Below are 25,915 nucleotides of genomic sequence, written 5' to 3' on the forward strand. Positions count from 1 at the left end.
TCAAAACGTTCACAAATCTAATAAATAATGATTAAAATTGTTAAAAATATTAAATGACATCAGAAGATTTTTACACCAAGTTTAAAGAAAAAGGATTTTTATATTCTAAAGAGCAAATTTATAATCTCTTTATTTCATTACAAACAAAGCCTTTTGTTATACTTTCAGGTATTTCAGGTTCTGGTAAATCTAAAATAATAGAAATTTTTGCAGAAATATTATCAGAAAATGATAGCCAATATGAATTAGTTCCTGTAAAACCAAATTGGAGAGATAATCGTAATGTTTTCGGCTATCATAATTTGGTGAACGACACTTATTCTATTACTCCAATCTTAAAATTAATTCTAAAAGCTCATTCAAATCCTGACAAACCTTATTTTCTTATTCTTGATGAAATGAATCTAGCAAAGGTTGAACAATATTTTGCCGATTTTTTAAGCTTAATCGAAACAAGAAGATATACACCTTCTTCTATCGGTACAATAAGTGACCTTAAAAGTGTTTTTAGTTTTCCAGCAGGCACATCTTTATCAGAGGCGATTATAATGTCATGTTTGCATATAAATCCTAATAATGTTGCTATGTCTATTGGTGATTATCGTTCAGATATATTCTCTACTCTATGGAAAGAAACATTCTTTAACGGAGACCCTGCTAATTGGACTCCACAATACAGAACAGAAATCAATCAGAAGGATTCCAGTAGTCTACCTTCAAGATTAGCTGGAAAATTATTAGAAGGCAGTGACGGTAGCTATAAACTCAAAAATTATGACACATTAGATAGTGCATCTCAAGTTGCCTTTGATTCAATAAAAACTACTTATGAAAGTATTAAAAGTCAATTTTTTGATATAAAACAACATTCTATACAACTTCATTCAAATTCAGTTTTAAAATCAAATGATTCTTTACCAGCCTACAATTCTGGTGATGCATTTGTACAAGGTTCTTATCCAAATTATTCCTATTACGTTCCGCAAGAGATCGAGATTCCTTTAAACTTATTCGTTGTAGGAACTGTAAATGTAGATGAAACCACACATATGTTTAGCCCTAAAGTATTAGATAGAAGTAATGTAATTGAAATGAACGAAGTGAATTTAGAAAGCATACTTAATAAACCTGAATACTCTAATAATGACAACCTGGCTGATGATAATTATTTCTTTGCTACAGATATAGCTCCATTAAAAATAAATTTATCACATACAGCACATGTTATTGAATTTGAAAGCCAATTCAAAACTCAATTTGATGATATTTTTAAAATTAATGAAAGTTTAAAAAAATACAATAAACACTTTGGCTATAGGGTATTTAATGAAGTTTCTAATTATTGCTTAAATGCTATTAGTCAATCTTCAAGTGCTAATATTACAGTTGCTACAGATATTCAAATACTTCAAAAAATATTGCCAAAATTACATGGTTCTGCCGAACAGCTATTTAATCCACTTATGTCCATATTGTCTTTATGTCTTTCAAACGATAGTAATAATTTATCTGCACAATCGGAATATACTGAAGAGGAATTTGAAAATATTTTAAATGATTTAAATAATGGGCCAGGTGAAAATAATGAACAATTAAATTCTTTATTTAAATATCCTCGCACTGCAAAAAAAATTATCAGGATGATACAAAATTTAATGTATAACGGTTTTACGAGTTTTATTGAGTAATGCTAAATGTAAAAGCTGTTAAAATAGATTCCTTAATTATTTGCTTAAAATTGGGTGATGTTATTGGTGCGCTTAAAAATAGTGATAAAAATATAGATTACGTTTTAGCTACTGATGATGAGTATTCATTTGAATTTGATGAAACCAATAATAAAATATCTGTTCATGAATGGCAATCTTACTATATTCAGTCAATTAATGATAAAATTTTAAATGAAAGTCTATTTAATAACAGAGGACGATTAATTGATAATAATATTGGTGAATTATTTTTTAAAAATTCTATTGGTAAGTCTAAATTCGAAAAATTAGATTTAATTGTAAAATCTTCAAAACTATCAAATTCTGAATTTGAAGAATTACTAAAAACCGTTGATTCAAAGATTTCTAACCTTACTTTTTCTTACAATGTATCTGGAGTAGGTTCAAAAGTAATAAGGAAAAAACAAAATTTACAACAAAATGAATATTTGAGATTTAAATATTTAGCTCAATTCTTTGAAGACCATTTAAAACCCTGGCTTGAATCAATTATTAAAGAACCACATAGGTTAAATTTAAGCAGAAGAGAATATGAAAAACTTGAATTAGCTCCTTATATTGATGAAGAATCAATGGTTGAAATATTTTCAGGTTCAAATCAATTCACTCCTTCAGTAAAATCATCAAGCTTATCAAAGAAGTTAGTATTCAATGGCAAAGAACATATTCCTGTGGAAATAAGTCACGGTTTAGAATTTGACACCTATGATAATGTAGAAAATAGGTTCATTAAATTTTTAGTTGATAACTTATGTCAATTAATAAATGTTTGTAAAGGAAGGTATGACATAATGTCAAATCATATGTTGGAGAATATTGATATCATATCCATTAAAAAAAACCTTTGGTATTATTCTAATCGATCAATTTTACGTGATTGTAAAAAAATGAACTACATACCCTTTTCTTCACAAGTAATTCAAAAGAAGACACCCTATAATAAAGCTTTAAGGTTTTATCAAGATATGAACTCTTTACCAGTTATAAATTTTTCTGAAAACACATATGATGAAATTCTTGAATTAAAGAAGATTGATAAACTATATGAATATTATTGTTTTTTTAAATTAGAAGAAATTTTAGATGACATTCTAAAAACTTATAACAAAAATACTGATTACCAAGAAGTCGTAAATGGAAATAGTGTAATATTATCCTCTCCAGAAATTTCTTACCAAACTACTGACAAAAAAATTTCATTATTCTATCAAAAGACCTACAAAAAACAAGTAGACACATATTCCATAAATTTGGACCCTGATTTTTCAATTGAAATTGTAAACTTAAATACTAATGAATTAGAAATTTTGGTTTTAGATTCCAAATTTAAAAGTAAACATGAACTTGTGAAATCAGAAGATATACATAAAATGCACACCTATAAAGATGCCATTATTAACTGCAATTTTGCAATTGCATTATTTCCTGGTTCTAATAATATTTTTTATCCAGAACCCCTTACTTCACTTTATTCAGGTGTTGGCGCTTATGTTTTAAAGCCTAATTTTGATAATAGCGAGTTGAAAACACTATTAAATAAAGTTTTATGCAATTATGGAAGTTAGGTTGTAGATGGGGAAGTAACACACCTCTTTTTTATGATTTTATCAAAAATCATAGTATCGTAATTAGTTGGATTGATAAACCATTTCAAAAAAATGATTGGATATTAATTGCAAATGGTCATACGATTTTAGCTTTTGCCATCGTTAGCGAAGAGATGCATTCATGTGTATCAAATCCAAATTATAAGCATGAATTTGAAAAACTTCAAATACCATTCGAAGATAATTTGTTAATAGCAAAGGCTAATTGGTTTGTATTACAAAAGGAAGACCAGTTTAAGTATCAATTACAACAAGGTATTTGTAAAGTACAGGATTTAAACACCCAAAATATTTTTAGTAAGACTTTAAAAAAATATACAATGGAGGCACGAAAAGAAAATCTTATAAGTCTTTTAAAACAAAAGAAACAAATTATTCTTCAAGGTCCTCCAGGGACTGGTAAGACAAGATTAGCTAAAATATTGGCATCAGAATTATGCAATACAAATACACATGAGGGCATTACGTTAGAACAAATTCCTTTAACTAATGCCAATATCGCTGAAAGACTTAAGGATGTTGAAAGCATCCCAAGCGCCTCTAATAGAAAAACATATAGAATTAAAAACATAAAAAATGATAGATGTACGGTAATATTAGAAACAAATAGCTCATATGAAATACCTTTTAATGGTATTAGAGAGGCTTATAAAAATAGATTATGGGAAGGCGGTCAAAGCAATGGTTTCGACCCATATAATGCCGCTATTGCAAAATATCTTCATGAAAACAACAGTCTTATTAAATCAAAACCCATTAAAGAGTCTAATGATTATGCTTTAATTCAATTTCATCCGTCATACACATACGAAGACTTCGTAAGAGGTATAGTTGTAAAAAACAATGGTAATGAAGTTGAATACAAAACTGAAAATAAAATATTAGCATCTTTAGCTGCTCAAGCCAACGAAAACTATATTGATAGTAAAAAAGACACGAAATCTATCACAAAAGAACAATGGGTTAAAGAAGAATTTGAAGACTTTAAGGATTTTATTATAGATTCCATGGATTCAAATAGTAACTATGCACTCAATGATACAGTAAATATCATAGGAGTTGAGGAGGATGCTTTTAGATATACAGGTAATACTTGGAAAAATCAATTCCGCATGAAATATTCAGATATAATCCATTTATACATGAATAACATTTCAAGTAGAAAGAGCATAAAAAAGGAAGAAAAAATAAGTTCTTTAGGTAAAACCCACGCAACATATTTCAAACTATTATTAGATGCTTTTTACGATTTCATGAAAGGTAAAAAAGCTCCAATCATTAATATACAAAGTATTAAGCAGAAAAATTATGTATTAATAATTGACGAAATAAATAGAGCAAATCTGCCGAATGTTTTAGGTGAGCTAATATATGCTTTAGAATACAGAGGTGATTCTGTTGAAAGCATGTATGATATAGATGGTTTAAATAGTATTATAATACCTCCAAATCTGTATATAATAGGCACTATGAATACAGCGGACAGAAGTGTTGGTCATATTGATTATGCAATAAGACGACGCTTTGCATTCGTAGAAGTTCTACCTAAAATATTAGAAGATTCTGAATTAGAAAATAAAATCTTTATCAAAGATAAATTTATTGAAGTTTCTAAATTATTTACATCAAATATTGATGAATATATTTTAAACTCACACACATTTCTCGAAAAATCAGAATACTTATCTGACGAGTTTAGAGTTGAGGACATTTGGTTAGGTCATAGTTATTTTATAGCAGAAAATGAAGATGAGTTTAAAATGAAAATGGAATATGAAATAAAACCAATTTTAAAAGAATATGTTAAGGATGGTATATTAAGTGAATCATCATTAGAAACAATTAATAGTCTATAATGATAGTATTGAATGAACATCATGGCTATCCTGATTCTAAGCCATTAAATACTGATTTATCAGCTTATTCTGATATTTTAAATGGTCTAAAATTTAGCCGATATTTTATTCAAGAAAGAAGTGATCAGTTATGTTTTAGTTTAGAATATGACGAATCCAACGTTAATAAATATTTATTTAAAAGTTCCTATTTTATTGGAGTTGATTGGCTTGTTGAAAATAAGTTACCAATTTATGTTCAACCAAAAATTAATGACGAAAATAATAGTGTAGATTATTTAACTATGCTTTTTGAATCATTAAAAGAAAATGAAAATTATAATCATTTAGATTACTTGTATAATATCGATTTCAAAAAGCCCTTAATTAAAATAAGGCAAAAGCAAGATTTACTCTCCCCCCTATTAATTATTCAATATCTCAATGTACTCAAAAAAATTGTTCGTAAAGGCCTAAAAAAAAGTTATTATAAAAAAACAACAAACTTCAGTTCCAAAGTTAAAGGTAAAATCCTAATCAATAAAACTATTAGACACAACCATTTTAAAGGTGACCATTTTTCTACTTATTGCAGTTATAACGAATTTGGTTATAATTCTATTGAAAATAAAGTATTAAAGAAAGCATTGGAATTTTCAGAAAGGGTTTTAAAAAACTTAAAAGGTTCAGACAATATTAACTTACAATCAATCTTGAGTTTTATTAAGCCAGCTTTTGATAAAGTTGATAATAAAGTTGAGATACATGATTTAAAGAATTATAAATCAAATCCACTTTTCAAAGAATATGAACAAGCCTTATATATTGCAAAACTTATATTAAAGAGATACGGTTATAATATTAAAAATGTAGGAGAAAATTTGATTCAGACTCCTCCTTTTTGGATTGATATGAGTATGCTCTTTGAACTTTATGTGTATAAAAAATTAAGAAATTTGTTTCCCATAAAAGGTGAGGTTATTTACCATAAAAAATTTCACTATTTAGAACCTGATTTTATAATAAATTCTAAAGATGGTAATTATAAAATTATAGTTGATGCAAAATATAAACCAAGATATGCTGTAAAAAACATTTCAGTGGATGACATAAGACAAGTAAGTGGCTATGCAAGGCTGTCATCTATTTACCAGGAGATGAAATTAAATAATTTAAATAAAATTATAGATTGCCTTATTGTTTATTCAGATCAAGAAAATGAAATGGAGTTTAAAAACAGAGAATCTTTAAAAGCCAATAAAATCCCTCATTATATTCAGATTTACAAAACCGGGTTAAAACTACCCTATGTAGATTAATTTAATTTATATTTAAAACTACAAGTAAATTGGGATAGCAGCATCTTATATCACATCTGCCCCTAATTCTTTAAAAAACTCATAAGTATTATTAAAATTCCAAACTGGTGGAAAAAATAATATAACCCCATCGCGACCTCTGGTTAACAAAATTCTATAAGTATTTAATCTTAGTAAGGTATTACCAAATGCATTTGTCTCAAAATCAAAATTCCAGGAACCATGATACCACAAATAGTCTAGCCCCCAAACAATTATTGGCATTTGTAATTCAAAACCAATTGATGAAAACTCACTAAGTGCAAATGACACATTTTCATTTCCTGCAACTTTCCCATTACTAATTAAATATTCATGAATTTCTAATTTTGATGACTTATTATAGTCATATACTATAGAATTTTGAAAATTTAGCTCGTCTATATCATTTATGTATGAAGCAGAGGATGTTAATGTACAATACGAATTTGGCCTATCCTGATACCTGTCCCTACAATATTCTAATGCCTTATCATAATTTCTGGTAACCAATATCTTTAAACCACCTTGCTTTAATTTAGAATATTGGCTTTTCAAAGAGTTAAATGAAATTGAATTAATTCCAGAATGGTGATCTAATAATTCATCAACAAACTTTGGAAAATTAGGAGTTTTAAAATTTCTAAATGAATTGGTTAAATTGAAATCAGGTCTATCATGATAGTTTATCATTTTACCCCGGTGAAACTCCCATTTAATTTTACCCGATCCGTATACATTCCAATTTTTGTTTGAACTTTCCATAGCGTCTTTCCATATATAAAAATCACAGGACTCATCACTACCTATTTCTTGACCATTCCCTATTAAAACAACCAAAACACACCATTCTTTTGAAATAAACTTATTCACCAAAAGCTCACTTTCTGCCTTTTCAAGACCAAAATAATAACGCATTTTATTCTTTCGCCAAAGTCTTTGCGCTTCATCGAAAACTGCAACATTCCAATTCGGTACTTTATCAGATTTTGAATACTCGGTTATAAAATTATGATTCGTTTTAATGTTGCTCTCAGAACCAACTTCAGCTTTTAAATTTTCAGCAAATTGCCTGTTTTTAGACACGAATAGACCGTTATGGTCAAAACATGTTTTTAATCCTATGGCAGATTTTCCAGTACCCGGTGCTCCAGTTATAAAAACAACAGAGTGTTCTTTGTGCTCCTCCGATTTTTTTATAATCTCAGCTAGCTCTGAGTTTATAACATGTGAATCTTCAAAACATCCCTTTTCAATGGTTTGTATTTCTTTATTATTAAAAACATCTTTAGCATATTCAACTATACTAGGGACAGGTTTAAAAACACCCTCATTTAGGCTTTTAGGATGTATCATTAAATATTCCTGATAATTTTGAACCAAATGCATTTTTAATTTATCAGGACTTACAATGGTAATACCGTCACAAGTGCCATACATATCATCTGCCCCCAACAATAGTAATACTGGGTGAAATTCAAAATTTTTGGCAGTTGAATGATAAAATTCTAAATCCAATTTATAACCAGCAATTTGGTCTAAGTCTGCTTTTGTGTACTTAGACTTGTTCTTTACTTCAATTATAAAAATATTAACTCCATTAGTGAGTAATATATCAGGTCTTTTACCGCTTGACAACGGAATTAAAAATTCAAAGAAAATGTGCCAATTAGGATTATCCTTTTCAAAAATACTTCTTACTAAATCAATAGATTTGTTCCAGGAAATCATTTGCCCTTTCGAAAATTTTTCGTGACCTAACTTATATTTTAGAAAATCTTTAATATGAGTTACAACTTCCTCATTATCATATTGCTTTAGTTCGTTAACAGTGTAATAAGTTTGGAAATCTTTTGAATTGGATGCCATAATAAAAATTAAGAATTCTTTACCTGAGGAATCTGATCTTCTTCGTTAAATTCAACAATCCGTTGACGCATAATTTGATTATTTTTAAAATGTCTGGAGATATCCATTGTTTTATTTACAAATTCGGTTTTATCGTAATAAAAGATTTTTATTGATTTACAGTTTTCATGTTCGAAGATTTCATTTAGCATTAATCTATCTGAAAGACCACAAGAATGCCCATATACACAAACCTGATAATCCTCCGAATATAAAAACCTTAATAAATCCCTGTACTTCGAGTTTTCACTATACTTAAAAGATTTAATTCCTCTAAAAAATCTATTATCATTAAGCTCTTCAATTTTTTTATAGTCGCTATCCATCTCATCACCATAACCAAATACCATTGAATTAATTTCTCCTGTCAAGCTACCATGGATTCTCCATTCTTTAATATTTATGTTCCCATTAAAATAAAATTCACTTCTTGATTTATTTATAACATTACTTAGTGAATTGGTGTAATTAAAATTTAAAAACAATAAATTCTCAGTTTTAATTACCTCACTTTTTTTTGCGACTTCGGTCAATTCGGCTCGTTTAATACCCTGGATAAATTGAGAATAATATTTAGTCGCTACATTTAAATCTTCTGAAATTGAATAATCTAACTCCTTTAAATATTCTCTTAAATACCCCTTTATTTTTTCTAAATCTGAATTTAAAACATCAATATAATTGTCAGGAAATTTTCTACTTCTATTTATTACCTCTTTCATTATTTTGAAATAACTCCCCTCAACATCTACCCACCTTAAATTACTATCCTTTAAAATCTCCTCAAAAAGTCCATTTTTATTATGTATTGCAATTTCAATTTTAAATTTACCTAAAAGATCATTCAAGTCCTTTAAATTTTCCTTTTGTAAAATTTCATTTTTATCAAGCCTATAACTCGTATTAAAAAGAACATCGAAAAGATTATTTTCACTATAACCATATACCTTTCTAAAATCTCTTTTTCTATAAATTTCATTATACATTCCTGGATATTTATCAAAAGGTGCATTTTGTTCACCCGACTCTAAAGCTTGAACTATATATTTTTTTAAAAGCCATAATAAAAAGTCTTCATATTTCGTTTTTAACCCTAACGCTAAATCAAAACCGTTACCTATTAATATAAGCTTATTAACTTGTAATATTTTTTTAGATAAATCCAGTTTCTTTGGTTTCTCTTTTAATTTAAACTGCTTTAAAACCGAGGTTCGATATAACGCCATTGATGCTTTTAAAAATTAATTCAAAGCTAAAAATAGGATTATTTCTACAAACACTCATTAAATTTCTAATGTTTAAATTTAAAAATTGAATAGATAACCTATTCCAATAAAATATTCAATACTTCCTCTCTGGAATTAAGACTAACATTTACTAAAAGTTTCAAAAAGTAAGAATATGAAAACACAGCTACATCCACTTGTTCAGAAAACCAAAATAGAACTTAAACGACTAGATAAAATAGATCGATTAAGTTGGAAAGAACAGGAGAAATACAATTCTAAATTTTTACCGATTACAGTTGAACCTAAATTACGAAATAGAGCTCTTAAATTCATGGATAGTCTAATTAAAAAACTGGAAGTCAATAATCACAGTATTAAATTTGAATGTAATAGGTGCCATATTGAAATGTACGGCCAACTAACAGAAATAAACTTAAGACAAAAATATTTCAGAAAGCGCATTAAAAACAATAGTGGCTACTCACATAATTCTTACGAAAAGAGCGACAAACTTGAATTTCAAGTAGGGAGCTATGCACGTAAAGGTTGGATTGATAGAGAAAATAAAAACTTAGAAGACTACTTATTTATAATTTACGATTATCTTGAAAAAGATAGTAGAAGATGGGCTGACTTAAGAAAACGTCAAGCAATACAGGAAGCCATAAGAACAGCTCAAGCAAAAATTGATGCAGAACTATCTAGGCAAAAAGCAATAGAAGAAGAAAAATTCAATCAATTAATACTCGATGCTGAAAACCACAACAAGGCAAATAAAATACGTTCCTTCCTAAATGCCCTAGTTAAACAAAAAACGATATCTAACCATTCTAATAATAATGATTTTGAAAAATATATTGAATGGGCTTTCTCTAAAGCCGATGAAATAGACCCTCTAAATAATATGGATCAAAACTTTAAATAATACCTTATTATTTCAGTTGACCGTTTGATATGAAACTTACAAAACTGTTGCTGAGAAATATAAATTAAGTCAATTTTAGGTTTATAGAAAAAACAAATCTCAAAACAATTCTCAAAACAATTCTGGAACACATTCTTACTCAATTCAGGAAATGGATTTTTATAAATTTTCTAATAAACTCAACCTTTCAAAATCGTAACATACAGCCTTCAGAAAATTTCGCACAATATACTTAAACCCAATTATAAGAAACACCATATTTAAATATAATTTTCTTACATTTAAAGCATAGTTTTAAAAATATATTATTTATAGATATTCAAAATGTTTAATTTGGTTATTCCTTAACATATAAAGAATAAACGGCATATTCTATAAAGACATAAATAGTTGGCAGCAAGTTAAAAACTGAACTGAATGAGTAACTTACTTTATTTTCCGTACATAAATTTACCTAGAACAGATTGGACATTAAGAACACTTCTCTATTATGATAATATAGGCTCGATTGTTCCACAAGAATATTTCTATGAACCAGAAAGAAACTATGACCAGTTTATGCTCGAATTAGTAAGAGAAGGACTAGTTACACCAATTAATCCAATGGATGTTTTAGACAATCCATGGACATCGACAAGACCATTCATTGAATTAATCCAAGAAAACAGAAAAAAACTCGAAAAAGCACAAAATAGATTCATTGCAGGTAATCGCGGAAATATCCATAGTGACAAATTTTCAAAAGCCAACATTCACGCTGACAAATTTGACCAAGAAATATTTTACCAATTAGAGCAATTAGGACTTGCTGAAAGTTCAGGAGGACGTTGGTATTCAGTCGAGAAAAGGACAGCAAACAATCTAATGAATTTTTTAGCAACTTTAGTCAGTGCTAAAACAGATAGACTCCCAACAACCGATTATGTTAAACCTTTTCACTATCGAAACTCATTTAAAAAAATACAGGAAAAAAGAGAAACAATTTTGAGGAATTTAATTCCTTTTCCTCAAGATATTGATTTAACTCGCTTAATGAGATTTAAAGAAAAACATTCTGACTTATTACAAGCCTTTAGAACTCAAGTTGAATTAATTGCATTAGACTCAAACATAATTGAGGGAACACCATTATTTTATCAACGACTAGCAGAATTAACTCAACGAAAAGATGAATTGTCCACTAAAATGAATGAGAGTCAATTTAACAGTATTTTGTTTGGAACTGTCTGTGGTCTAATCGGTGCTTATCAAGGAATAGCGGCAGCATCAACGACAGGAGCAATATTTGGAGCATTACCTGGATTTGCAAATGCTGTGTATTCTGCATTACAAATAGAAAGAGCTGAAAATGTATTTGACCAAAGCGGACTAAAATATTTAGCTCTTGCAGACAAAAGATTAAGAAGATAAAAAACCAGCTGCCAACAATGGTATAAGTTATTGCTTGATCTCGCCCACTTCTGAAAATCCTAGCGGATTTTCAGTTCAGTGAGCACTTGCAAAGTTAAGTGCTAATCCACGCAACTAATCTTATACAAACACGTTATGTGCAATTATAAAAACCGAGATACCAACCTGAAAATTATAGATGAGTAAAGGCGGATACATAGGATATACATATCAAAATCACGTAACAGAACTGTTTTTATCAAAAATGGATACTGAACGTGAAATTGATGTTATCCAAATTGAAGCCAAAACTGATGACAAGTTTGACGATTTAGTAATCAACAATAATAAAGGCAAATATCAAATTCAAATAAAAGACATTTCAGGAGTTAAACTTGAAAAACTAAATATCATAGAAAATGAGATATTTATAGACAATAAGCCACATAAACTTTCAAGTAATACTAATATCATCTTCTTTAATCAAATTGATATTGTTCCAAATTGTGAAATATTAGGATTTGCAGCTTTTAAAATGTCTGATTTGTATTTGATTTCACTTAACAGAGTAGAGATTGATGAAATATTGACCAATTTTTACGAGCTAAATCCATTCCGAAAGTCTGTAATTCAAAAATTTCTCAGTAACCATTTAGATAGCAGAAAATGGATTATTCAGAAAAATGAATTGCCTGCTATTGATATTTTTAATACAAAACTTATTGATACAATTAATGTTGAGAGAGAATTAGTTGAATTTGAAAACATTCTACATATTGAAGGAAAACCAGGTATAGGCAAAAGCCATTTAGTCGAATTTTTACAAGGAAAATTTCCCAACAATCTACTTTATAGATTTTGGCTTCATGAGCAAGATTACGATAAAGAAGACCGACTCAAATTTCAAAAATTCTTATTTGACCTTTCAAAAAAGTTGTTCCATGATATACGTCACAGGGATGAAAATGAAATATTTAACCAAATAAAACGAAATAATCATACACTAATTTTTGATGGTCTTGACCATGTCAAGAATTACAATCCATCAGAATTTAATCAATTCGTCACATTTATAAACCGATTAAAAGAAGTCTGTAAAGTTATTGTTTTAAGCCGACCATTTGAAAACGAGTTAGATTGGAAGAAACAACAACTTACAAGTTGGAATAGACATCAAACAGAGAAAGTTTTAGAAGAGTTATTTCATATAACAGACTATGATATTAAAAGTAAAATATTCAAAACTACTGGCGGTTATCCAATTATCGTTAAATATTTAGCAGAGCAATATAGAAGCACAAAGACTTTACCTGAATTAGATGAACTTACCTCTTTAGATAGTTATTATGAACAAATACTGACAGATACAAAAGTAAAATCCTCACTTTCGTTATTTCTTTGTTCTCGTTCTTATTTCATGAAATCAGAAATTAGTATGTTTTTAGGTTATGAACTCGCTGAACTTGTATATGAATTTATTGACGAACATCCATATCTTTTTGAAATCCGATTAAATAGAATTTCGCTTTTTCATGACAGTTTAACAACTTATTTGCGAAAACAAAATATCAATTTTTCGCAAAGACAAAACAAAGTAAATGAGTTGGTTTTCAAATCAATAATATCTTTTGAGAAAAGATTTTTATCTCGTTTTAACAGTTTTAGACTTTCTCTCGAACATAAATATGAGGTTTTATCGAAGTTCACTGTAATCCAATCTTTCAAAAAATTAATGTTAGATGTTGTGGATTTTGAGGCTATACAAAGTTTTTATACTCAACTTCGAGAAGAATTAGAACATTTTGAAGCTGGTGATTTTAAAATTATTCAGTTCTATGATTTATCGCTAATAATCAACTTGATAAGCAAAGACCACGTTTCTACAATAAATACATTTCAATACACTTATCTAAAAGCATTACTCTTTAATAATTACACAGAGGAAGATATAACAAGTTCAAAATATCTTTTTGCAATGCTTTACTACATAGAAACTAATAATGCAACATTACTTTTCAATGCCACAAGTAACGATTATTATGATACTGAACATTTTATTGAGCAGTTAGAAGATGATATTGCAAAGGAAGAAAGGTATTTTACTCTGCACCAAAATCAATTTGAAAAACAGAAAATTTCCGAATTGCTTGAAAACAAGTATGATTTAATGGAGATTATACCCATAATTATCACAAACTTATTTGTTCACAATTCAAAGATTAAGCAATATTCAAAATTACGGAATTCAATTAAAGCTTATTTGAACGATGAGAATAGCTCTTATGAAATTCTTCGTGGATTTTTAGTTGAAAATGACATTAATGAACATTTCACATCTTATATACTGAAAGCTGCCAAACAGAATATTTTGGGATTAGGAAAAGAGAGTAGTATAAATGATTACATAAACTTAAGCCTAAAAGATTTTATCCTAAAGAACAAACATTTAGGTAGTTTTGATTTACGAGACGAAATTCATAATTATATTCGCTTGTCGGTTTATCAACAACGGCAAGTAGATTTTTCAAGCATTTCGATGTTTTGGACAAAGTATTACAATCGGAAGGATTATTCGTTTTTAACTATTGGAACAGCCTTAAAAACATTTGAAAACAAAAACTTTATAGAAGTTGAAAACTCTTGCAAATTAATAAAATCGATACAAGTTATTTCAGAGAAAGGACACAGATATCTATTCAATGATTATATAAAGCAACATTCTATCGGGATAATTGAATTTCTGAACAATAATTTCGATTATAAAGATTTATTGGTTCAATGGTTAGATTTACCACCAGATTACATAAATGTTTTACCTGATTTCATTTTTCAAAACGAGCTAAAAGAAAGGTTGTTCTATCATCGCACTAACAAAGAAATTGAATTTAAAGAACTTGAAAATATTTTTAAATCTAACAGATTAGAGGAATTGAAATATGTATTAAACCTATGGAAGTATAAAGTTCGAATTCCAAACAACGATACCCTCAAAGACTGGTTGCTTTCGGAGAAAATTGAGATTAAAGAATATTCTGAAGAAGAAAATAAATACAAAAAAAATAGTCAAGAGCATTTTAATCAAGGTATTTTGACAATTGAGGATAAAGATTTCATTTTAAAAAACAAGTTGGAAAGTTATGAAGTCGCAGGTTTTGCAGATGGGTGGTATTCTGTATTTACTGATTTAGAGATTTACGAATTATTTGAACGAGATTCAGTAGTTGACAATATACAAAAGATACTATATAATGGAATTTTAGGAAAAGTTAGAAGTATAAATTCATATTGTTCTTTATATTATTTACCTGGCAATATTCCAAAACTAATAGACAACTTTAATGTAGATATAGAATTTAGTCAGCTATTTGAAAGCTTTAAACATTATATTGATATGTCATTGTTTAATTTAAAATTTTATGATGATTAATGGAACAAATAAAAGCACATTACAATGTATCCTATGAAAAGCACTAGTCCAGTTCTTCAAAGTTAATATTTATTGAACTACATCTTCTTCCATCTCACCAAAGCTATCAGCGGTATAGAGCCACTTATTTTTAGTAGGCTTAACGTCTTTAATATTGAATACAAATTCGTATGTAACACTTTCGCACTTTACTTTTCCAGATAACAATTGAAGTACCTTACTTCGGATTGAATTGAAAGTATTTAAAAAATCACATTTTAACATTATATATTAACTTAAAACCTCCAACATATAAAACTTAACCGAAATGGTCATTAAATATAACTTATTTAATTAACCATGTTTCATATTATAACATAATAAATTATTCGGCTAAGTTTTAATATGAAGGTTGTCTGCTAAGCAGTTTTCTCAGGAGTTTTAGTATTATAGAGCCAAAACAGTCTCAGAAAATGCTTCTTTTCAGAAACCAAAAGATACAGCATAATGCTCTTTATCATTTATTTTGTTAGAATATCAAAATAGTAAGTGTGGTAGTTTCTACTTTCTATATAAAACACTACTCTTCCCTGCTTGGTAATTTTTAATTCTGTACAGAATACGATTTGATCTTTATACAAATCTCCTATATCCTGTAATACCAAAAGTTTAAAAGGTGTATGTAGCTTTATAATTCTATTTTGACCATTAACCACATAAATGATGTGTGGTGAGCAATATTTCAATAGCTCGATAAGTTCTTTATTGCTCATTTTAAATAAAATAATTTGGATTATTGCCCCGTGATACGTTCTAATGTATTATCTATGGATGATTTAGGAAGTAGTTGTCTTCCTTACGCCTGATTGCTTCTCCTAAATGATTCACAAACTCATAAGTATTACAGTTACGATCTAAGAAGTTATCAATATAATTACTCTTAGCGCTCTCCGTAAACAGATTATACAATTGCCAGAAATTTATATACCCATCAGCATCGGCTCTAAAATGTTCATCATCTACATAATTCTTAATAATGGTGTTGATTTGAGAATCGGTAGTCTTTAGATGAAATAAATCCTGCTTTTGATGCTTATCTAAATGCTGATAAAGTTTCATTTTCCCCACTAAATGCGCAAATTGATCCTGATTAATCATGTACTCCTGCATTTGCTTCATGCTTTCAATCTGCTGCTGCTGATTATAACTTAAAAACAACTCCTGGGTTTTTAGTTTGAGTTCCTCAACACTGCTAACACGTAAATCATCCTTTAATCCATCGGTAGCAATGCATAAATTACAGCACACCATATTCTTAAAGCCTATAAATAGCTTAAACTTCTCTATACTCTTTTTGGAAAACAGATTCTGCTCAGAATAACTACGCACCCCTCCTACTGTAAGATTAAGTTTCTGATTATTAATATAGTTATGAACATCTGGTATCTCCACCATAAAGGCTATACGCTCGTAATAAATGGTTTTCTCATGTTCCAATAACTCCTTGGCAGGTTTACCGATAGCTGAAGGAATTCTACCTTTTATAATGTGACTAGTTCTGATATTAGGCATAGTTACTGTGCCTTCCGGATATAACTCTTGAGCTACAGATCTCACTGCTTCGATAAATTCAAAATGTGGGATGGTGCTTTCATTATCCTTGGCAAATACCGGGATTATGCAATCCTGCTTCAAATGAGATAAACTGACTTGTTGCGTGTTTGCTTCTATAAACCTATTATTAGTCGACATAGAGGATTCTACTACCTCATGATTATTGACTACTTGTTGTGTTATCGCTTTCAATTCCATGATTTGTATTTGTTTGAATAATTTGTTTGTTTTCTACAATTTGTGTGATGCCTTCGATTTCAGATTTCCTTTCGATAATCAAAGGCTTGATTTGTGTTTTTAAACCGTCGTATTTCTGATACAGAAGTCTTAAACCCTCTAAAGTTGTAGTTGCGTTTATTTCCTGTTTTATATTTTCCATGGATACGCCTTGATTACACCAGTCTTTAAGTCGTTTACCAACATCGCTATTAATTACAAATTCCGGTCCTCTAAACAGATTTGTACGATCTTTACTGACCTTACAAAAGTGATTTTCGTTAATCAGCTCGAAGTTTACGGATAATTCGTATTCAAATCCTTCACTGGTTATCTCCTTTGTACCGTGCTTCACTACTTTAGATTTACCGTTAGAACCAACATCAAGAGAATAATCAACCTTTCTTCTGGTAGTAGTGATAATGTGACATTTCGATTGCAGAATTTTATCTATAAATTTCTGGTGTCGTGGTTTAACACTTGCCCAATCTTGAAAACGACCACCAAGCTGTTCATGGATTTGCAGACAGCCACCTTCACCTTGCCACTCATGTGTTATGGAATCGATAATAATCACCTCCATATTGGCCTTTTCACATGTATCTATAGCTTCGATATACCGTTCCGGACTATAGGATGGAAATAGATTCAGAACATTAAAATTCCCCATATCTGAATATAGACTGGCTGATGCGTTTTCTGTATCTATTACAGCTATTTTAGACCAGTCATTGGTTATTCCGTAAGCTAATTTGAGAGCACTATAAGTTTTACCAAACCCTGATGCTCCAGAGATGCCTAAACGTAATTTTACGTTATGCCGTTGTGTTTGTTGTAATTGCATAATTATAATTGTGTTTAATTAATGTATATAGCATAAAAAGAGCCTACCTCCTGAGAGATAAGCTCTTTACGATAAGGACATAACGCCTTATTAAATCACCGTAGTTTCTTCAACTACTTGTTCTTCCATTTCTAAAGCCGGATCAAAATATTCATAACGATGGTTTAATTCAATAACTTCTCCGGTCTCTTCTATGGTAATTTCGTACGGATCTGTTTCTACTTTCCTAATAGAGCCTTCAATCTCTTGACCAATCATTGATGCACAAGTTTGTTCATCGAAAGTGGTAGAAACAAATGCTTTTTTGTTAGTGAAATAGAGCCTTCCTGTTTTCTTGCTTTTTATAGCCATAGGTCCCGACTGAATAATAAGGCCATAAAATTCATCTCCTTCCGAATTTTTAGCCGCTTTAATGTCAACAATTTTTAACATAATAATATTGATTTATAGTTATTGCAGTTTTATTAAAGCGGGGATACCCCGCACCTGCTAATAAAGGGGTGGGGTTGGTGCTAGAAGTGACCTTACATATTTGATATAAAGCCTTTTGAAAAAAAAAAAAAAAAAGATCTAGAAAATTAGCTAACTACAGGGTAATACAATTTAATTAATACTATATGCGAACTTTACAATTAATGATAAAACCAATAAATTCCGTACCTTATGGGTAAATCATTTCATGACCATGAAAACACTGTATTTATTAAATATTTATTTCCAATTACCACCTGGTACACAAAACCCTGACGATAATACTCCATTAGATTTTTCTGATCCTTTTAATATTATAACGTTTATTGTCTTACCAATTGTTGCTGTGGTTTTATACTTTATTTGGAGAAAACGAAATAAAAAGGATAAATAATCTAAGCTCAAAATAGCATTTAGATTTTTAATGATGTTAGCTTTATCTGCTCCAGAGATATAGTTATTGCTATATTATTAATACTAGAATTCAAAATTATCTTCAATAACACTATTAGGGTTATCCTTAATTACTCTTGTTTGAGATATTCTATCATGTATTCCTACAGAAGAAACAAAATATGAAATTGGATCAATAGGTATTAGCCTCGAAAATGTTCTTTTTAGTATTATATCTTTATTCGGCTTATATCCATTGTAAGTTACAACCTTTGTTTTAGTTATAAATTTTGCAAGTGTTTTTTGAAACTTAAACTCCATAAAACCGTAATAAAATAGAAACGTACTTAAATAAACTATTAGCCAAATAATAATATTTTCTTTAGGCAGGAGTAAAAGAATAAGTTCCTCTAATAAACCGGTAACTATCCCAAACAATATTATATCTATTAGGAAATTATACATTCTGATATTAGGAGCAACAACATCAAAATCTACTACAAATTCATCAATGATTTTTTCCTCTTCATATTTAACTGTTTCAGCCACATAATCATAAGGCAATTGTCTTTTTGTTAATTCGGCTTCTGCTGCCTCTATGGCTAAAGCCGTATATTTATACCTTTCTACAGTTAATATCTTTATAAGCTGTTTATCTGATCGTTCAGACATCACTCTAGCAAATTCATTTTCCATTTGATTTTAGAAGTTAATGTTGGTATTTAATCTACTGAGCATCAAAAAGCATTATTAATGCTATATATTATATATGGATCCAGAGAATTAAAATCCAGAGAAAAGCATTAAAAATGGGGTTATTAGTATACCTCTATTTATTAACTTATAAAGTGAATTTTAAATTATAACTTAAAATGTTACGACATTTTATAAGCAAAAAATAACATTACTAATAAACCAATGATTACAACACTAATTGGTACATTGTCAAAATCATATGCAAATGGAATGACGAAAAACATAACAATACTCCAAATTAAAATAATTAAGCATCCGTTTTCTTTTATTTTATTCCTTTTTTCCATGATAAATTAATCTTCATCCTTTTTAAATAATGAAACTATGCCCCCAATTATTAAATAAATTCCCAGTAAAGGGAAAGCCCAAAAAAATACAACACCTTTTAAGTTTGAAGGCATTCTTAACCAGAGATAAAATATAAATACACCTGAAGCAATGAGTGCCAATGTGGTTAATAGTGTTTTCATAATTTGTTATTTGTTAGTAGTTGTATAATCAAATATAATTAAAATAACGCATGTATGCGTTTATACGAGTTGTAGGTTTTATGGACTTTTAAAATGTGATTAACATTAAGGACAAAAAGTTTATTGAAGCCTTTGGCAAAAACCTAAGGAAACTCCGCAAAGAAGCTGGGTTGTCTCAAGAAAATTTGGCTAATGATGCCGATATTCCTTTATCTCAAATAGGAAGAATCGAGCGAGGTGAAGTTAACACAACAATATCTACTGTTCATGTTTTGGCAGAAGCCCTTAAAATAGAAATAACAGATCTTTTTAAGTTTTAACCATAACTTCACTTCTGAAACTTTAAGCTAATCACTAAGCTAAAGTGCCTCTTAGGTAGAATTTAACTTTTAAACCCTTTTAGACAATAATCAAAAAAGGGTTCAACTTAAAAAAGCTAAACCCACTATTTATAACTCAGAAACTTTACTTGATAGATCCCATTCTTTAATAATTACGTTTTTCTGGTTCTACAAAAGGCATATATAGTAATTTGAATAAATCTTCTTCTTCACGAACTGCTATACGTTGACCATCTATATACAAATAGCCACCTTCACTTCTAAATCCCTGAAACACCCATCCAGAGGCCAATATATGATGTGAGTAATCGGCACTACCAGTTCTTAAAGCATATATAAGCCCCCAATTATCCCACTCTGCAAAAAATAAATCAAGCTTAATTCCTTCTGGAAGTATTCGCTGGGTATATTTACATGGTAATTCACCTTTAACTTTTTCCCATTGGTTCACTACTAAGGCAATTCCACTTTCAAAAAGCCCTACATCATATGGTTTTGGTATGGCTACTATTTCAATATCTTTCACTTCAGGTTTTTTCCTCCTGATACTCCCTGCTATTTCAATGCGCTCGCAGTGAGGAGCGAGTTGTTGTTTTACTTTTTGTGCTATTATTAATGCTTTACTATATTCCATAATTTAAATTTTATATGGAGAATGAATTCTCGAATATGTATTGGTGAATAAAAGTTTTTCTTATCAGGTAACTTTGATAACAACAATAACTAATCAGGTTATTTTAGTTACTGTAGTTATTATTAATTAATATAATTTTTACTTTGGAAGTTCTTTGGTTAAAAATGCTGCCAATTTGTTACCCGAAACACGTTCAACCATTATATTTAAGTCTTTTAGTCTTTTAATAAAATTTCCTTTATTTGCAGGCTTAAATCCGTCTTCTGAGCAATATTGCCTATAGAATTGGTATAATTCTTTGATTAGCGTATAATCATTTGGTGTAACAACAAAATTATTTTCATCTACAAACATTTTAACACTGTCAGATTGTTTTTTATAGTCTAAAACAGCTTCTTCTGCCGCACTACATTTAGAAAATCCTTTCTGATCCAATATTCTATTTAAACCCTCCAAAGCCCAATTAAAAACACCCGACAATTCATTTTCTATAATTTTTCTGTGCAAATTTTTATCTTGCTCTTCAGGAGGAATTACAACATCAAATGGGATAATTAAAAAGCGTCTAAAGAATGCGTTTGTTTGTTCTACCTCTTTAGGCAGTTCGTTACAATTAAATATAAGTTTAGCATATTGCTTTAAAGTAAATGGTTGGCCGTAAGGTAATCGGGCTTCTACAGGTTCGCCGGATACCAATTGTTTAAAAATTGAACTTTCCAGTTTTCCATTGATTTCACTGGCATAATTCACTAATTTATTGGATATTTTCGCTCGATAATAACCACTTTCATTGGTTAGGCTTTGTAAAGAATAATTACTTACATTTTCATCACCTAATAATGCTCTAACAATTTCAAAAAAAACGGACTTACCATTTGCTCCACTGCCATAAAGTATTAATGCCTTTTCTTCTTTCAATTTGCTGTTGTTGTTTTTTATAAATACAAAACCCAAATATTCTGCTAACACATTTTGACGTTCTTTATCTGGAAGTACCTGGTCTAAATATTGTTGAAATATTGGCGCTTTAGCTTCGGCATCATATTCAAATGGCAATTGGTAAGTTAGGAAATCCTTTGGATTGTAAGCCCTTAACCGGGAACTTTCAGGGCTAATTTCAAATGTTCCATTTTTTAAATTAATTAAAACATTGTCTACCGAGTTAGGAACCACATCAAGATAAGCAGTTGCCAAAAATTGCTCATGTAGTTCTTTTTTGAATTTATGATATTTAGCCGTTAAATGCGGCACACCCATAATTACTGATGCTTGACCTAGAAATATTTGAAAAGCCTCTTTGTCTATTTCAACCCAATAAGCACTATTATACAAATAAATAAAACTATGATTTTTACATAAATCCCAATTATTATGTTTAGCAATCATTAAAACATTATCAACCGAAATAACGCAATAGTGCTTGTTTGAAATTTTAAAATTATCATGAGCGCCGGGGTTTGCTATATTTTCAAAATCTATAGGACTAAATTGTTTTAATAACTCTGATAAAATCCATCTGTGATTAATAATTGAAATAGAGTTTCCTAAACTATCTAATTCTGCCTCATGTTTTCCAACTTCTAAATCGTTCATTTTAGGCTGTATGCTAAGTTTAATACCGTGCATTTCTACCGTTTTATAAAATGTAGATATATTAATATCTGTACGATTATATGACAGACACTTATTATACTGATTATCACATAAAGCTTCATTATATTGCTTATTACATTTACTAATTTGGTGGTAGTATTTTCTTCCTGTTTCACCAAATTCTCCAGAAATAGCAAAACCTAAATTTACCCAAGTCTTAAAATCTGTTGTAATATCTATATTAGATTTTTGTATTTGAGCTATGCATGCTTCAAATTGATTGCGATCTGAATCTGATTCTTTATCATGAGTGATTTTAAATGTTATCATGTCTTACTTTTTTTAAAAACGTTAAACATTCTAACAAATCACAACACATATAATATAGTCTAGCACCTATTCCGTAATCTTTGACTTTACCTTTGTTAGTCCAAGCACATAAGATGCTTGAATCCACCCATAGAAAATTGCAGGTTTCTTCTTGCGTCCGTAGTTCTCCCGTAATTTTTTTGGATTGTAGCTCGTGTTGTAGCTCAGCTACATTTTTCGTAACTATTGTGCCTATCAATTCCTGAAGTTCTTCGATTGATAGGCCTTGAAATAAAATTGCTTTTTTCTTCATGAGTTCTTTTAAATAAAAAAATTGATGGAACAAATGAAGTGAGGTACTTAGGTAAGTACTAATACCTAAATATACCTGGAAATACCCTAGTTAATTGTTTTCATCCAGATAATCTTGTAAATCCTTATTTTCTTTTGTGATTTCTAGAATAGTTTCCTTCCAATCTTTACCAAAAGATTTTATTAGTAATTCAGGGTTTCCTAAATCATCATAGTGCTTTAAAACAGCCCTATAAAATCCTTGCCCAGATAAGCCAGTTCTTGCTTTACCTATTTTTTCCAATTCAGATTTAATAAAAGTACCTTCTGTACTTATAGGCGGCTTTAATCCTTTAAATTTCAATTCTAACAGATAAGCTAAAGCATGCCATTTTTCAGAATACTTTTTAGGCTTATTTGATAAATGATCTTTAATAATAATACTTGAGTCTTTAGTCGCTGTTTTTATATATGGATCTACAGAATTTTGAAGCCTCGATTTTTCATCATTGATGAAATCTATTATTCTTTTAGTACTCGTAATTATATTGTTATATATTTTTTTCATATTACTTTTAATATAATCCTCATTACAAGATGAATCCCAACTTTCTTTAAGAATTATATTTAAGTCTTCCTTAGTGTATTGGGGTACTGATATGTTATTGACTTTGGATGTGGTTTTTGGTTTAGGATTGAGTATAGATTGGAATACAAAATTGACTATAGATTGTGGTACAGATGGTTTGGGTATAGGCTTAAATTTGTGCTGGGATTCAATAAAGTTGTTTATAATTGAAAGATATATATGCCTGTTCAGTCCTTGATTAATTTCCTTCTCAAAGTTTTTATCAAAATTATCCACTATGAATTTTAATTCATTGTAAATGGCATTATAAGTTTTCAATTCATCTTCTAAAAACAAATCTGGAGTATTGTCTTCATAATCGTCCAAATAAGCTAATAATCTGTTCTTATAAGTCTCTTTATATTCCTTAAACGTAAATCCTAACATGTGTTTAGGTTAAAAATATTTAGTTAATACAATTGCTACATCCTTATTGCTTTTACCAATATAATTCAAAAACATTATCTGTAAACTAAGTCCAGCTACATAAACTAAATGATTTTACCGGATACCTCTGTTAAACAGTTATAAATTGTAGTTTTTCTCGATTCAAATACAGAACACATATCAATCTCCTGGGTTCCAATATTCTAAACCGAGTTTAACATCAAGCCCTGTTGCTAATTTTATTTCATCCTTAATAACATCTGAGACATAATTTTCATTACCTTGTGTTGTAACAACACTATCGTGAATTGTAAATATTGGAAGTTCGGGCTTTTCTATTGAAATGAGTTTTGTAACACGCTCAATGATTATTTCGCTTTCGATACGTTGTAAGATATGAGATAATGCTTTATGGTTCTTCCTTTTGATTAATGCAAATAATTTATGGACTTCAGGAAGAGCATTCTTGAAATCCTTTTTGAATTGGGATTTTGATCTGTTTTTTGAGAAAAAATAAATTAAAATCATTAACTTCACTTTTGGTCTATCGAATGGTTGTTCTGGATATAATTTGGTGTGAATTGTATTATAAAAATCTGCAGAATTAACCATATCTAAATACTCTGAAAAACTAGTATTCATAGTACTTTCCAAAGTTTTTCCTAACATAATGATTAAGGATATATACTCAGATTCCTCCCCTATCACTTTACTTAATGAAGGCATCTTATACATGTTAAAATTTTCGCTTTTTTCTTCGTAAAAAGCAGTATTAAATAATAAAGTACTGAAAAATGGCTGCGAATTCTTAATATCAACGTTAACTAACTTCTTACTATCATAAGTAATATAATTTCTAAGCTCCTTTTTGATATTCGTTAAATTAGAATGAAATCTGCCTACATTATCATCAACACTATAATAAAAATTTAGGTTTTCTAGTTTGCTTATAGAGTAAATTGCTTTTACTTTTTTTGTATGACTACTTGGAGTTCCTATCTTTGGACCTCTAATCCCACCGGTTTCTACCGGAAACAATTCATTTAATTTCAGTTTAGCTTTTTGGCTGTCAATCTCAAGCTTTTCATTAAACCATTTGGTTAAATATGGATAATTCTTTTCGGTTTTTTTATTCTTAGCAATGGTTTTAGCATTATCCTTAATTCTATTCCTCTTTGATACAGCATCTTGAATTGGAATAAAATTAATGGTCATATCTTCTTTATTTCTCCCACTAATTAAATACCCCTTGCTTTTATATCCAGGGATATACTCCATATCTGTACGGATAAAACCATGCTCAAGCATATGATCTAGATACTGCTTGTAGTTTTTGATTCTTTTTTGAAGTATCACCGAACTGGTGTTAATAAAACCAAGGTTTTGATCTAAATCGCCATGCTCCATTCCCTTTGCTAAGTATTCTACAATAAAATAAAAATGATCAATTTTATATTTAAATTCTGGTGGATATTTAGTTAAAAACCCTTCTACATCAATAGAACTAGGTATTTCCCAATGTGACTTATCGTTAATCATCTATTGTCTATAACATAATAAATTATACTTATTTAACTTTAACTTATTAGATTACAAAATATA

The 25,915-nt window shown here is 29.3% G+C and carries 22 protein-coding genes; 9 read left to right on the forward strand and 13 right to left on the reverse strand.

The features are described 5' to 3' along the window. Positions 1–53: 53 nt before the first annotated feature. From R1X58_RS05200 to R1X58_RS05215, 4 genes are read left to right on the forward strand one after another with little or no spacing between them, the layout of a single operon-like run. Complete coding sequence (locus R1X58_RS05200) at positions 54–1,688, forward strand: McrB family protein (RefSeq protein ID WP_240572299.1); 1,635 nt, start codon at positions 54–56, stop codon at positions 1,686–1,688. Then, entirely contained in the window at positions 1,688–3,295 is a 1,608-nt protein-coding gene (locus tag R1X58_RS05205; RefSeq protein ID WP_240572300.1) for a DUF2357 domain-containing protein, read from the forward strand. Before R1X58_RS05200 ends, R1X58_RS05205 begins: the two co-directional genes overlap by 1 nt. Beyond that, positions 3,277–5,193: an AAA family ATPase gene (locus R1X58_RS05210; RefSeq protein ID WP_240572301.1), complete on the forward strand. Its 1,917-nt coding sequence runs from the start codon at positions 3,277–3,279 to the stop codon at positions 5,191–5,193. The genes R1X58_RS05205 and R1X58_RS05210 overlap by 19 nt, the downstream gene beginning before the upstream one ends. After that, positions 5,193–6,491: an McrC family protein gene (locus R1X58_RS05215; protein WP_240572302.1), complete on the forward strand. Its 1,299-nt coding sequence runs from the start codon at positions 5,193–5,195 to the stop codon at positions 6,489–6,491. Before R1X58_RS05210 ends, R1X58_RS05215 begins: the two co-directional genes overlap by 1 nt. 45 nt (positions 6,492–6,536) lie before the next feature. Here the strand turns inward: R1X58_RS05215 and R1X58_RS05220 are convergent, their stop codons facing one another. Further along, entirely contained in the window at positions 6,537–8,378 is a 1,842-nt protein-coding gene (locus R1X58_RS05220; protein WP_240572303.1) for a DNA/RNA helicase domain-containing protein, read from the reverse strand. A gap of 8 nt (positions 8,379–8,386) precedes the next feature. Then, positions 8,387–9,643 carry an AbiH family protein gene (locus R1X58_RS05225; RefSeq protein ID WP_240572304.1) on the reverse strand — a complete coding sequence of 419 codons (1,257 nt, stop codon included), beginning with the start codon at positions 9,641–9,643 and terminating at the stop codon, positions 8,387–8,389. Between the two features lie 175 nt (positions 9,644–9,818). Here R1X58_RS05225 and R1X58_RS05230 point away from each other — a divergent pair, with 175 nt between their 5' ends. From R1X58_RS05230 to R1X58_RS05240, 3 genes are all read left to right on the forward strand, one after another. Then, positions 9,819–10,571: a hypothetical protein gene (locus R1X58_RS05230; RefSeq protein ID WP_240572305.1), complete on the forward strand. Its 753-nt coding sequence runs from the start codon at positions 9,819–9,821 to the stop codon at positions 10,569–10,571. Between the two features lie 417 nt (positions 10,572–10,988). Continuing rightward, positions 10,989–11,981 (forward strand): kinase, encoded by a 993-nt coding sequence (locus R1X58_RS05235; RefSeq protein ID WP_240572306.1) that lies wholly within the window; start codon positions 10,989–10,991, stop codon positions 11,979–11,981. A 178-nt stretch (positions 11,982–12,159) separates the two neighbouring features. Beyond that, positions 12,160–15,387 carry a hypothetical protein gene (locus R1X58_RS05240; protein WP_240572307.1) on the forward strand — a complete coding sequence of 1,076 codons (3,228 nt, stop codon included), beginning with the start codon at positions 12,160–12,162 and terminating at the stop codon, positions 15,385–15,387. Positions 15,388–15,887: 500 nt separating this feature from the next. On the opposite strand, the gene R1X58_RS05245 is transcribed toward R1X58_RS05240, so the two are convergent. From R1X58_RS05245 to R1X58_RS05260, 4 genes are all read right to left on the reverse strand, one after another. Further along, a complete protein-coding gene (locus R1X58_RS05245) occupies positions 15,888–16,139 on the reverse strand; it encodes a hypothetical protein (RefSeq protein WP_240572308.1) in 252 nt (83 codons plus the stop codon). 52 nt (positions 16,140–16,191) lie between these two features. After that, positions 16,192–17,178: a DUF3871 family protein gene (locus tag R1X58_RS05250; RefSeq protein ID WP_240572309.1), complete on the reverse strand. Its 987-nt coding sequence runs from the start codon at positions 17,176–17,178 to the stop codon at positions 16,192–16,194. Continuing rightward, positions 17,141–18,040 (reverse strand): AAA family ATPase, encoded by a 900-nt coding sequence (locus R1X58_RS05255; RefSeq protein WP_240572310.1) that lies wholly within the window; start codon positions 18,038–18,040, stop codon positions 17,141–17,143. The genes R1X58_RS05250 and R1X58_RS05255 overlap by 38 nt, the downstream gene beginning before the upstream one ends. A 90-nt stretch (positions 18,041–18,130) precedes the next feature. Next, the gene (locus R1X58_RS05260; RefSeq protein WP_240572311.1) at positions 18,131–18,472 is read right to left on the reverse strand and encodes a hypothetical protein; all 342 of its coding nucleotides are present in this window, start codon (positions 18,470–18,472) and stop codon (positions 18,131–18,133) included. Between the two features lie 253 nt (positions 18,473–18,725). On the opposite strand from R1X58_RS05260, the gene R1X58_RS05265 reads away from it, so the two are divergent. Beyond that, positions 18,726–18,905 (forward strand): adenylosuccinate synthetase, encoded by a 180-nt coding sequence (locus R1X58_RS05265; RefSeq protein WP_240572312.1) that lies wholly within the window; start codon positions 18,726–18,728, stop codon positions 18,903–18,905. Between the two features lie 83 nt (positions 18,906–18,988). Here R1X58_RS05265 and R1X58_RS05270 read toward each other — a convergent pair whose 3' ends face one another. Both R1X58_RS05270 and R1X58_RS05275 read right to left on the reverse strand, forming a co-directional pair. Continuing rightward, positions 18,989–19,600, reverse strand: a complete 612-nt coding sequence (locus R1X58_RS05270; protein WP_240572313.1) for an RDD family protein — start codon at positions 19,598–19,600, stop codon at positions 18,989–18,991. Positions 19,601–19,953: 353 nt separating this feature from the next. Then, entirely contained in the window at positions 19,954–20,130 is a 177-nt protein-coding gene (locus R1X58_RS05275; protein WP_240572314.1) for a hypothetical protein, read from the reverse strand. A 95-nt stretch (positions 20,131–20,225) separates the two neighbouring features. On the opposite strand from R1X58_RS05275, the gene R1X58_RS05280 reads away from it, so the two are divergent. Continuing rightward, entirely contained in the window at positions 20,226–20,450 is a 225-nt protein-coding gene (locus tag R1X58_RS05280) for a helix-turn-helix domain-containing protein (RefSeq protein ID WP_240572315.1), read from the forward strand. Positions 20,451–20,616: 166 nt separating this feature from the next. On the opposite strand, the gene R1X58_RS05285 is transcribed toward R1X58_RS05280, so the two are convergent. The 5 genes from R1X58_RS05285 to R1X58_RS05305 form a co-directional block, all read right to left on the reverse strand. After that, positions 20,617–21,105, reverse strand: a complete 489-nt coding sequence (locus R1X58_RS05285; protein WP_240572316.1) for a hypothetical protein — start codon at positions 21,103–21,105, stop codon at positions 20,617–20,619. A 138-nt stretch (positions 21,106–21,243) separates the two neighbouring features. Then, positions 21,244–23,028, reverse strand: a complete 1,785-nt coding sequence (locus R1X58_RS05290; protein WP_240572317.1) for a phage/plasmid primase, P4 family — start codon at positions 23,026–23,028, stop codon at positions 21,244–21,246. Then, entirely contained in the window at positions 23,015–23,320 is a 306-nt protein-coding gene (locus R1X58_RS05295; protein ID WP_240572318.1) for a DNA-binding protein, read from the reverse strand. Before R1X58_RS05295 ends, R1X58_RS05290 begins: the two co-directional genes overlap by 14 nt. A gap of 90 nt (positions 23,321–23,410) precedes the next feature. Beyond that, positions 23,411–24,313 carry a hypothetical protein gene (locus R1X58_RS05300; protein ID WP_240572319.1) on the reverse strand — a complete coding sequence of 301 codons (903 nt, stop codon included), beginning with the start codon at positions 24,311–24,313 and terminating at the stop codon, positions 23,411–23,413. Positions 24,314–24,493: 180 nt separating this feature from the next. Then, on the reverse strand, positions 24,494–25,852 hold the full coding sequence (locus R1X58_RS05305) for a hypothetical protein (RefSeq protein WP_240572320.1): 1,359 nt from the start codon (positions 25,850–25,852) through the stop codon (positions 24,494–24,496). Positions 25,853–25,915: the final 63 nt, after the last annotated feature.

The organism is Aestuariibaculum lutulentum, from assembly GCF_032926325.1.
Taxonomy (GTDB): Bacteria; Bacteroidota; Bacteroidia; order Flavobacteriales; family Flavobacteriaceae; genus Aestuariibaculum; species Aestuariibaculum lutulentum.

Bases quoted from the DNA above. Each gene is read 5' to 3' on its own strand.
- R1X58_RS05200 (WP_240572299.1), top strand. From the start codon at position 54: ATGACATCAGAAGATTTTTACACCAAGTTTAAAGAAAAAGGATTTTTA.
- R1X58_RS05205 (WP_240572300.1), top strand. From the start codon at position 1,688: ATGCTAAATGTAAAAGCTGTTAAAATAGATTCCTTAATTATTTGCTTA.
- R1X58_RS05210 (WP_240572301.1), top strand. From the start codon at position 3,277: ATGCAATTATGGAAGTTAGGTTGTAGATGGGGAAGTAACACACCTCTT.
- R1X58_RS05215 (WP_240572302.1), top strand. From the start codon at position 5,193: ATGATAGTATTGAATGAACATCATGGCTATCCTGATTCTAAGCCATTA.
- R1X58_RS05220 (WP_240572303.1), bottom strand. From the start codon at position 8,378: ATGGCATCCAATTCAAAAGATTTCCAAACTTATTACACTGTTAACGAA.
- R1X58_RS05225 (WP_240572304.1), bottom strand. From the start codon at position 9,643: ATGGCGTTATATCGAACCTCGGTTTTAAAGCAGTTTAAATTAAAAGAG.
- R1X58_RS05230 (WP_240572305.1), top strand. From the start codon at position 9,819: ATGAAAACACAGCTACATCCACTTGTTCAGAAAACCAAAATAGAACTT.
- R1X58_RS05235 (WP_240572306.1), top strand. From the start codon at position 10,989: ATGAGTAACTTACTTTATTTTCCGTACATAAATTTACCTAGAACAGAT.
- R1X58_RS05240 (WP_240572307.1), top strand. From the start codon at position 12,160: ATGAGTAAAGGCGGATACATAGGATATACATATCAAAATCACGTAACA.
- R1X58_RS05245 (WP_240572308.1), bottom strand. From the start codon at position 16,139: ATGAGCAATAAAGAACTTATCGAGCTATTGAAATATTGCTCACCACAC.
- R1X58_RS05250 (WP_240572309.1), bottom strand. From the start codon at position 17,178: ATGGAATTGAAAGCGATAACACAACAAGTAGTCAATAATCATGAGGTA.
- R1X58_RS05255 (WP_240572310.1), bottom strand. From the start codon at position 18,040: ATGCAATTACAACAAACACAACGGCATAACGTAAAATTACGTTTAGGC.
- R1X58_RS05260 (WP_240572311.1), bottom strand. From the start codon at position 18,472: ATGTTAAAAATTGTTGACATTAAAGCGGCTAAAAATTCGGAAGGAGAT.
- R1X58_RS05265 (WP_240572312.1), top strand. From the start codon at position 18,726: ATGAAAACACTGTATTTATTAAATATTTATTTCCAATTACCACCTGGT.
- R1X58_RS05270 (WP_240572313.1), bottom strand. From the start codon at position 19,600: ATGGAAAATGAATTTGCTAGAGTGATGTCTGAACGATCAGATAAACAG.
- R1X58_RS05275 (WP_240572314.1), bottom strand. From the start codon at position 20,130: ATGAAAACACTATTAACCACATTGGCACTCATTGCTTCAGGTGTATTT.
- R1X58_RS05285 (WP_240572316.1), bottom strand. From the start codon at position 21,105: ATGGAATATAGTAAAGCATTAATAATAGCACAAAAAGTAAAACAACAA.
- R1X58_RS05290 (WP_240572317.1), bottom strand. From the start codon at position 23,028: ATGATAACATTTAAAATCACTCATGATAAAGAATCAGATTCAGATCGC.
- R1X58_RS05295 (WP_240572318.1), bottom strand. From the start codon at position 23,320: ATGAAGAAAAAAGCAATTTTATTTCAAGGCCTATCAATCGAAGAACTT.
- R1X58_RS05300 (WP_240572319.1), bottom strand. From the start codon at position 24,313: ATGTTAGGATTTACGTTTAAGGAATATAAAGAGACTTATAAGAACAGA.
- R1X58_RS05305 (WP_240572320.1), bottom strand. From the start codon at position 25,852: ATGATTAACGATAAGTCACATTGGGAAATACCTAGTTCTATTGATGTA.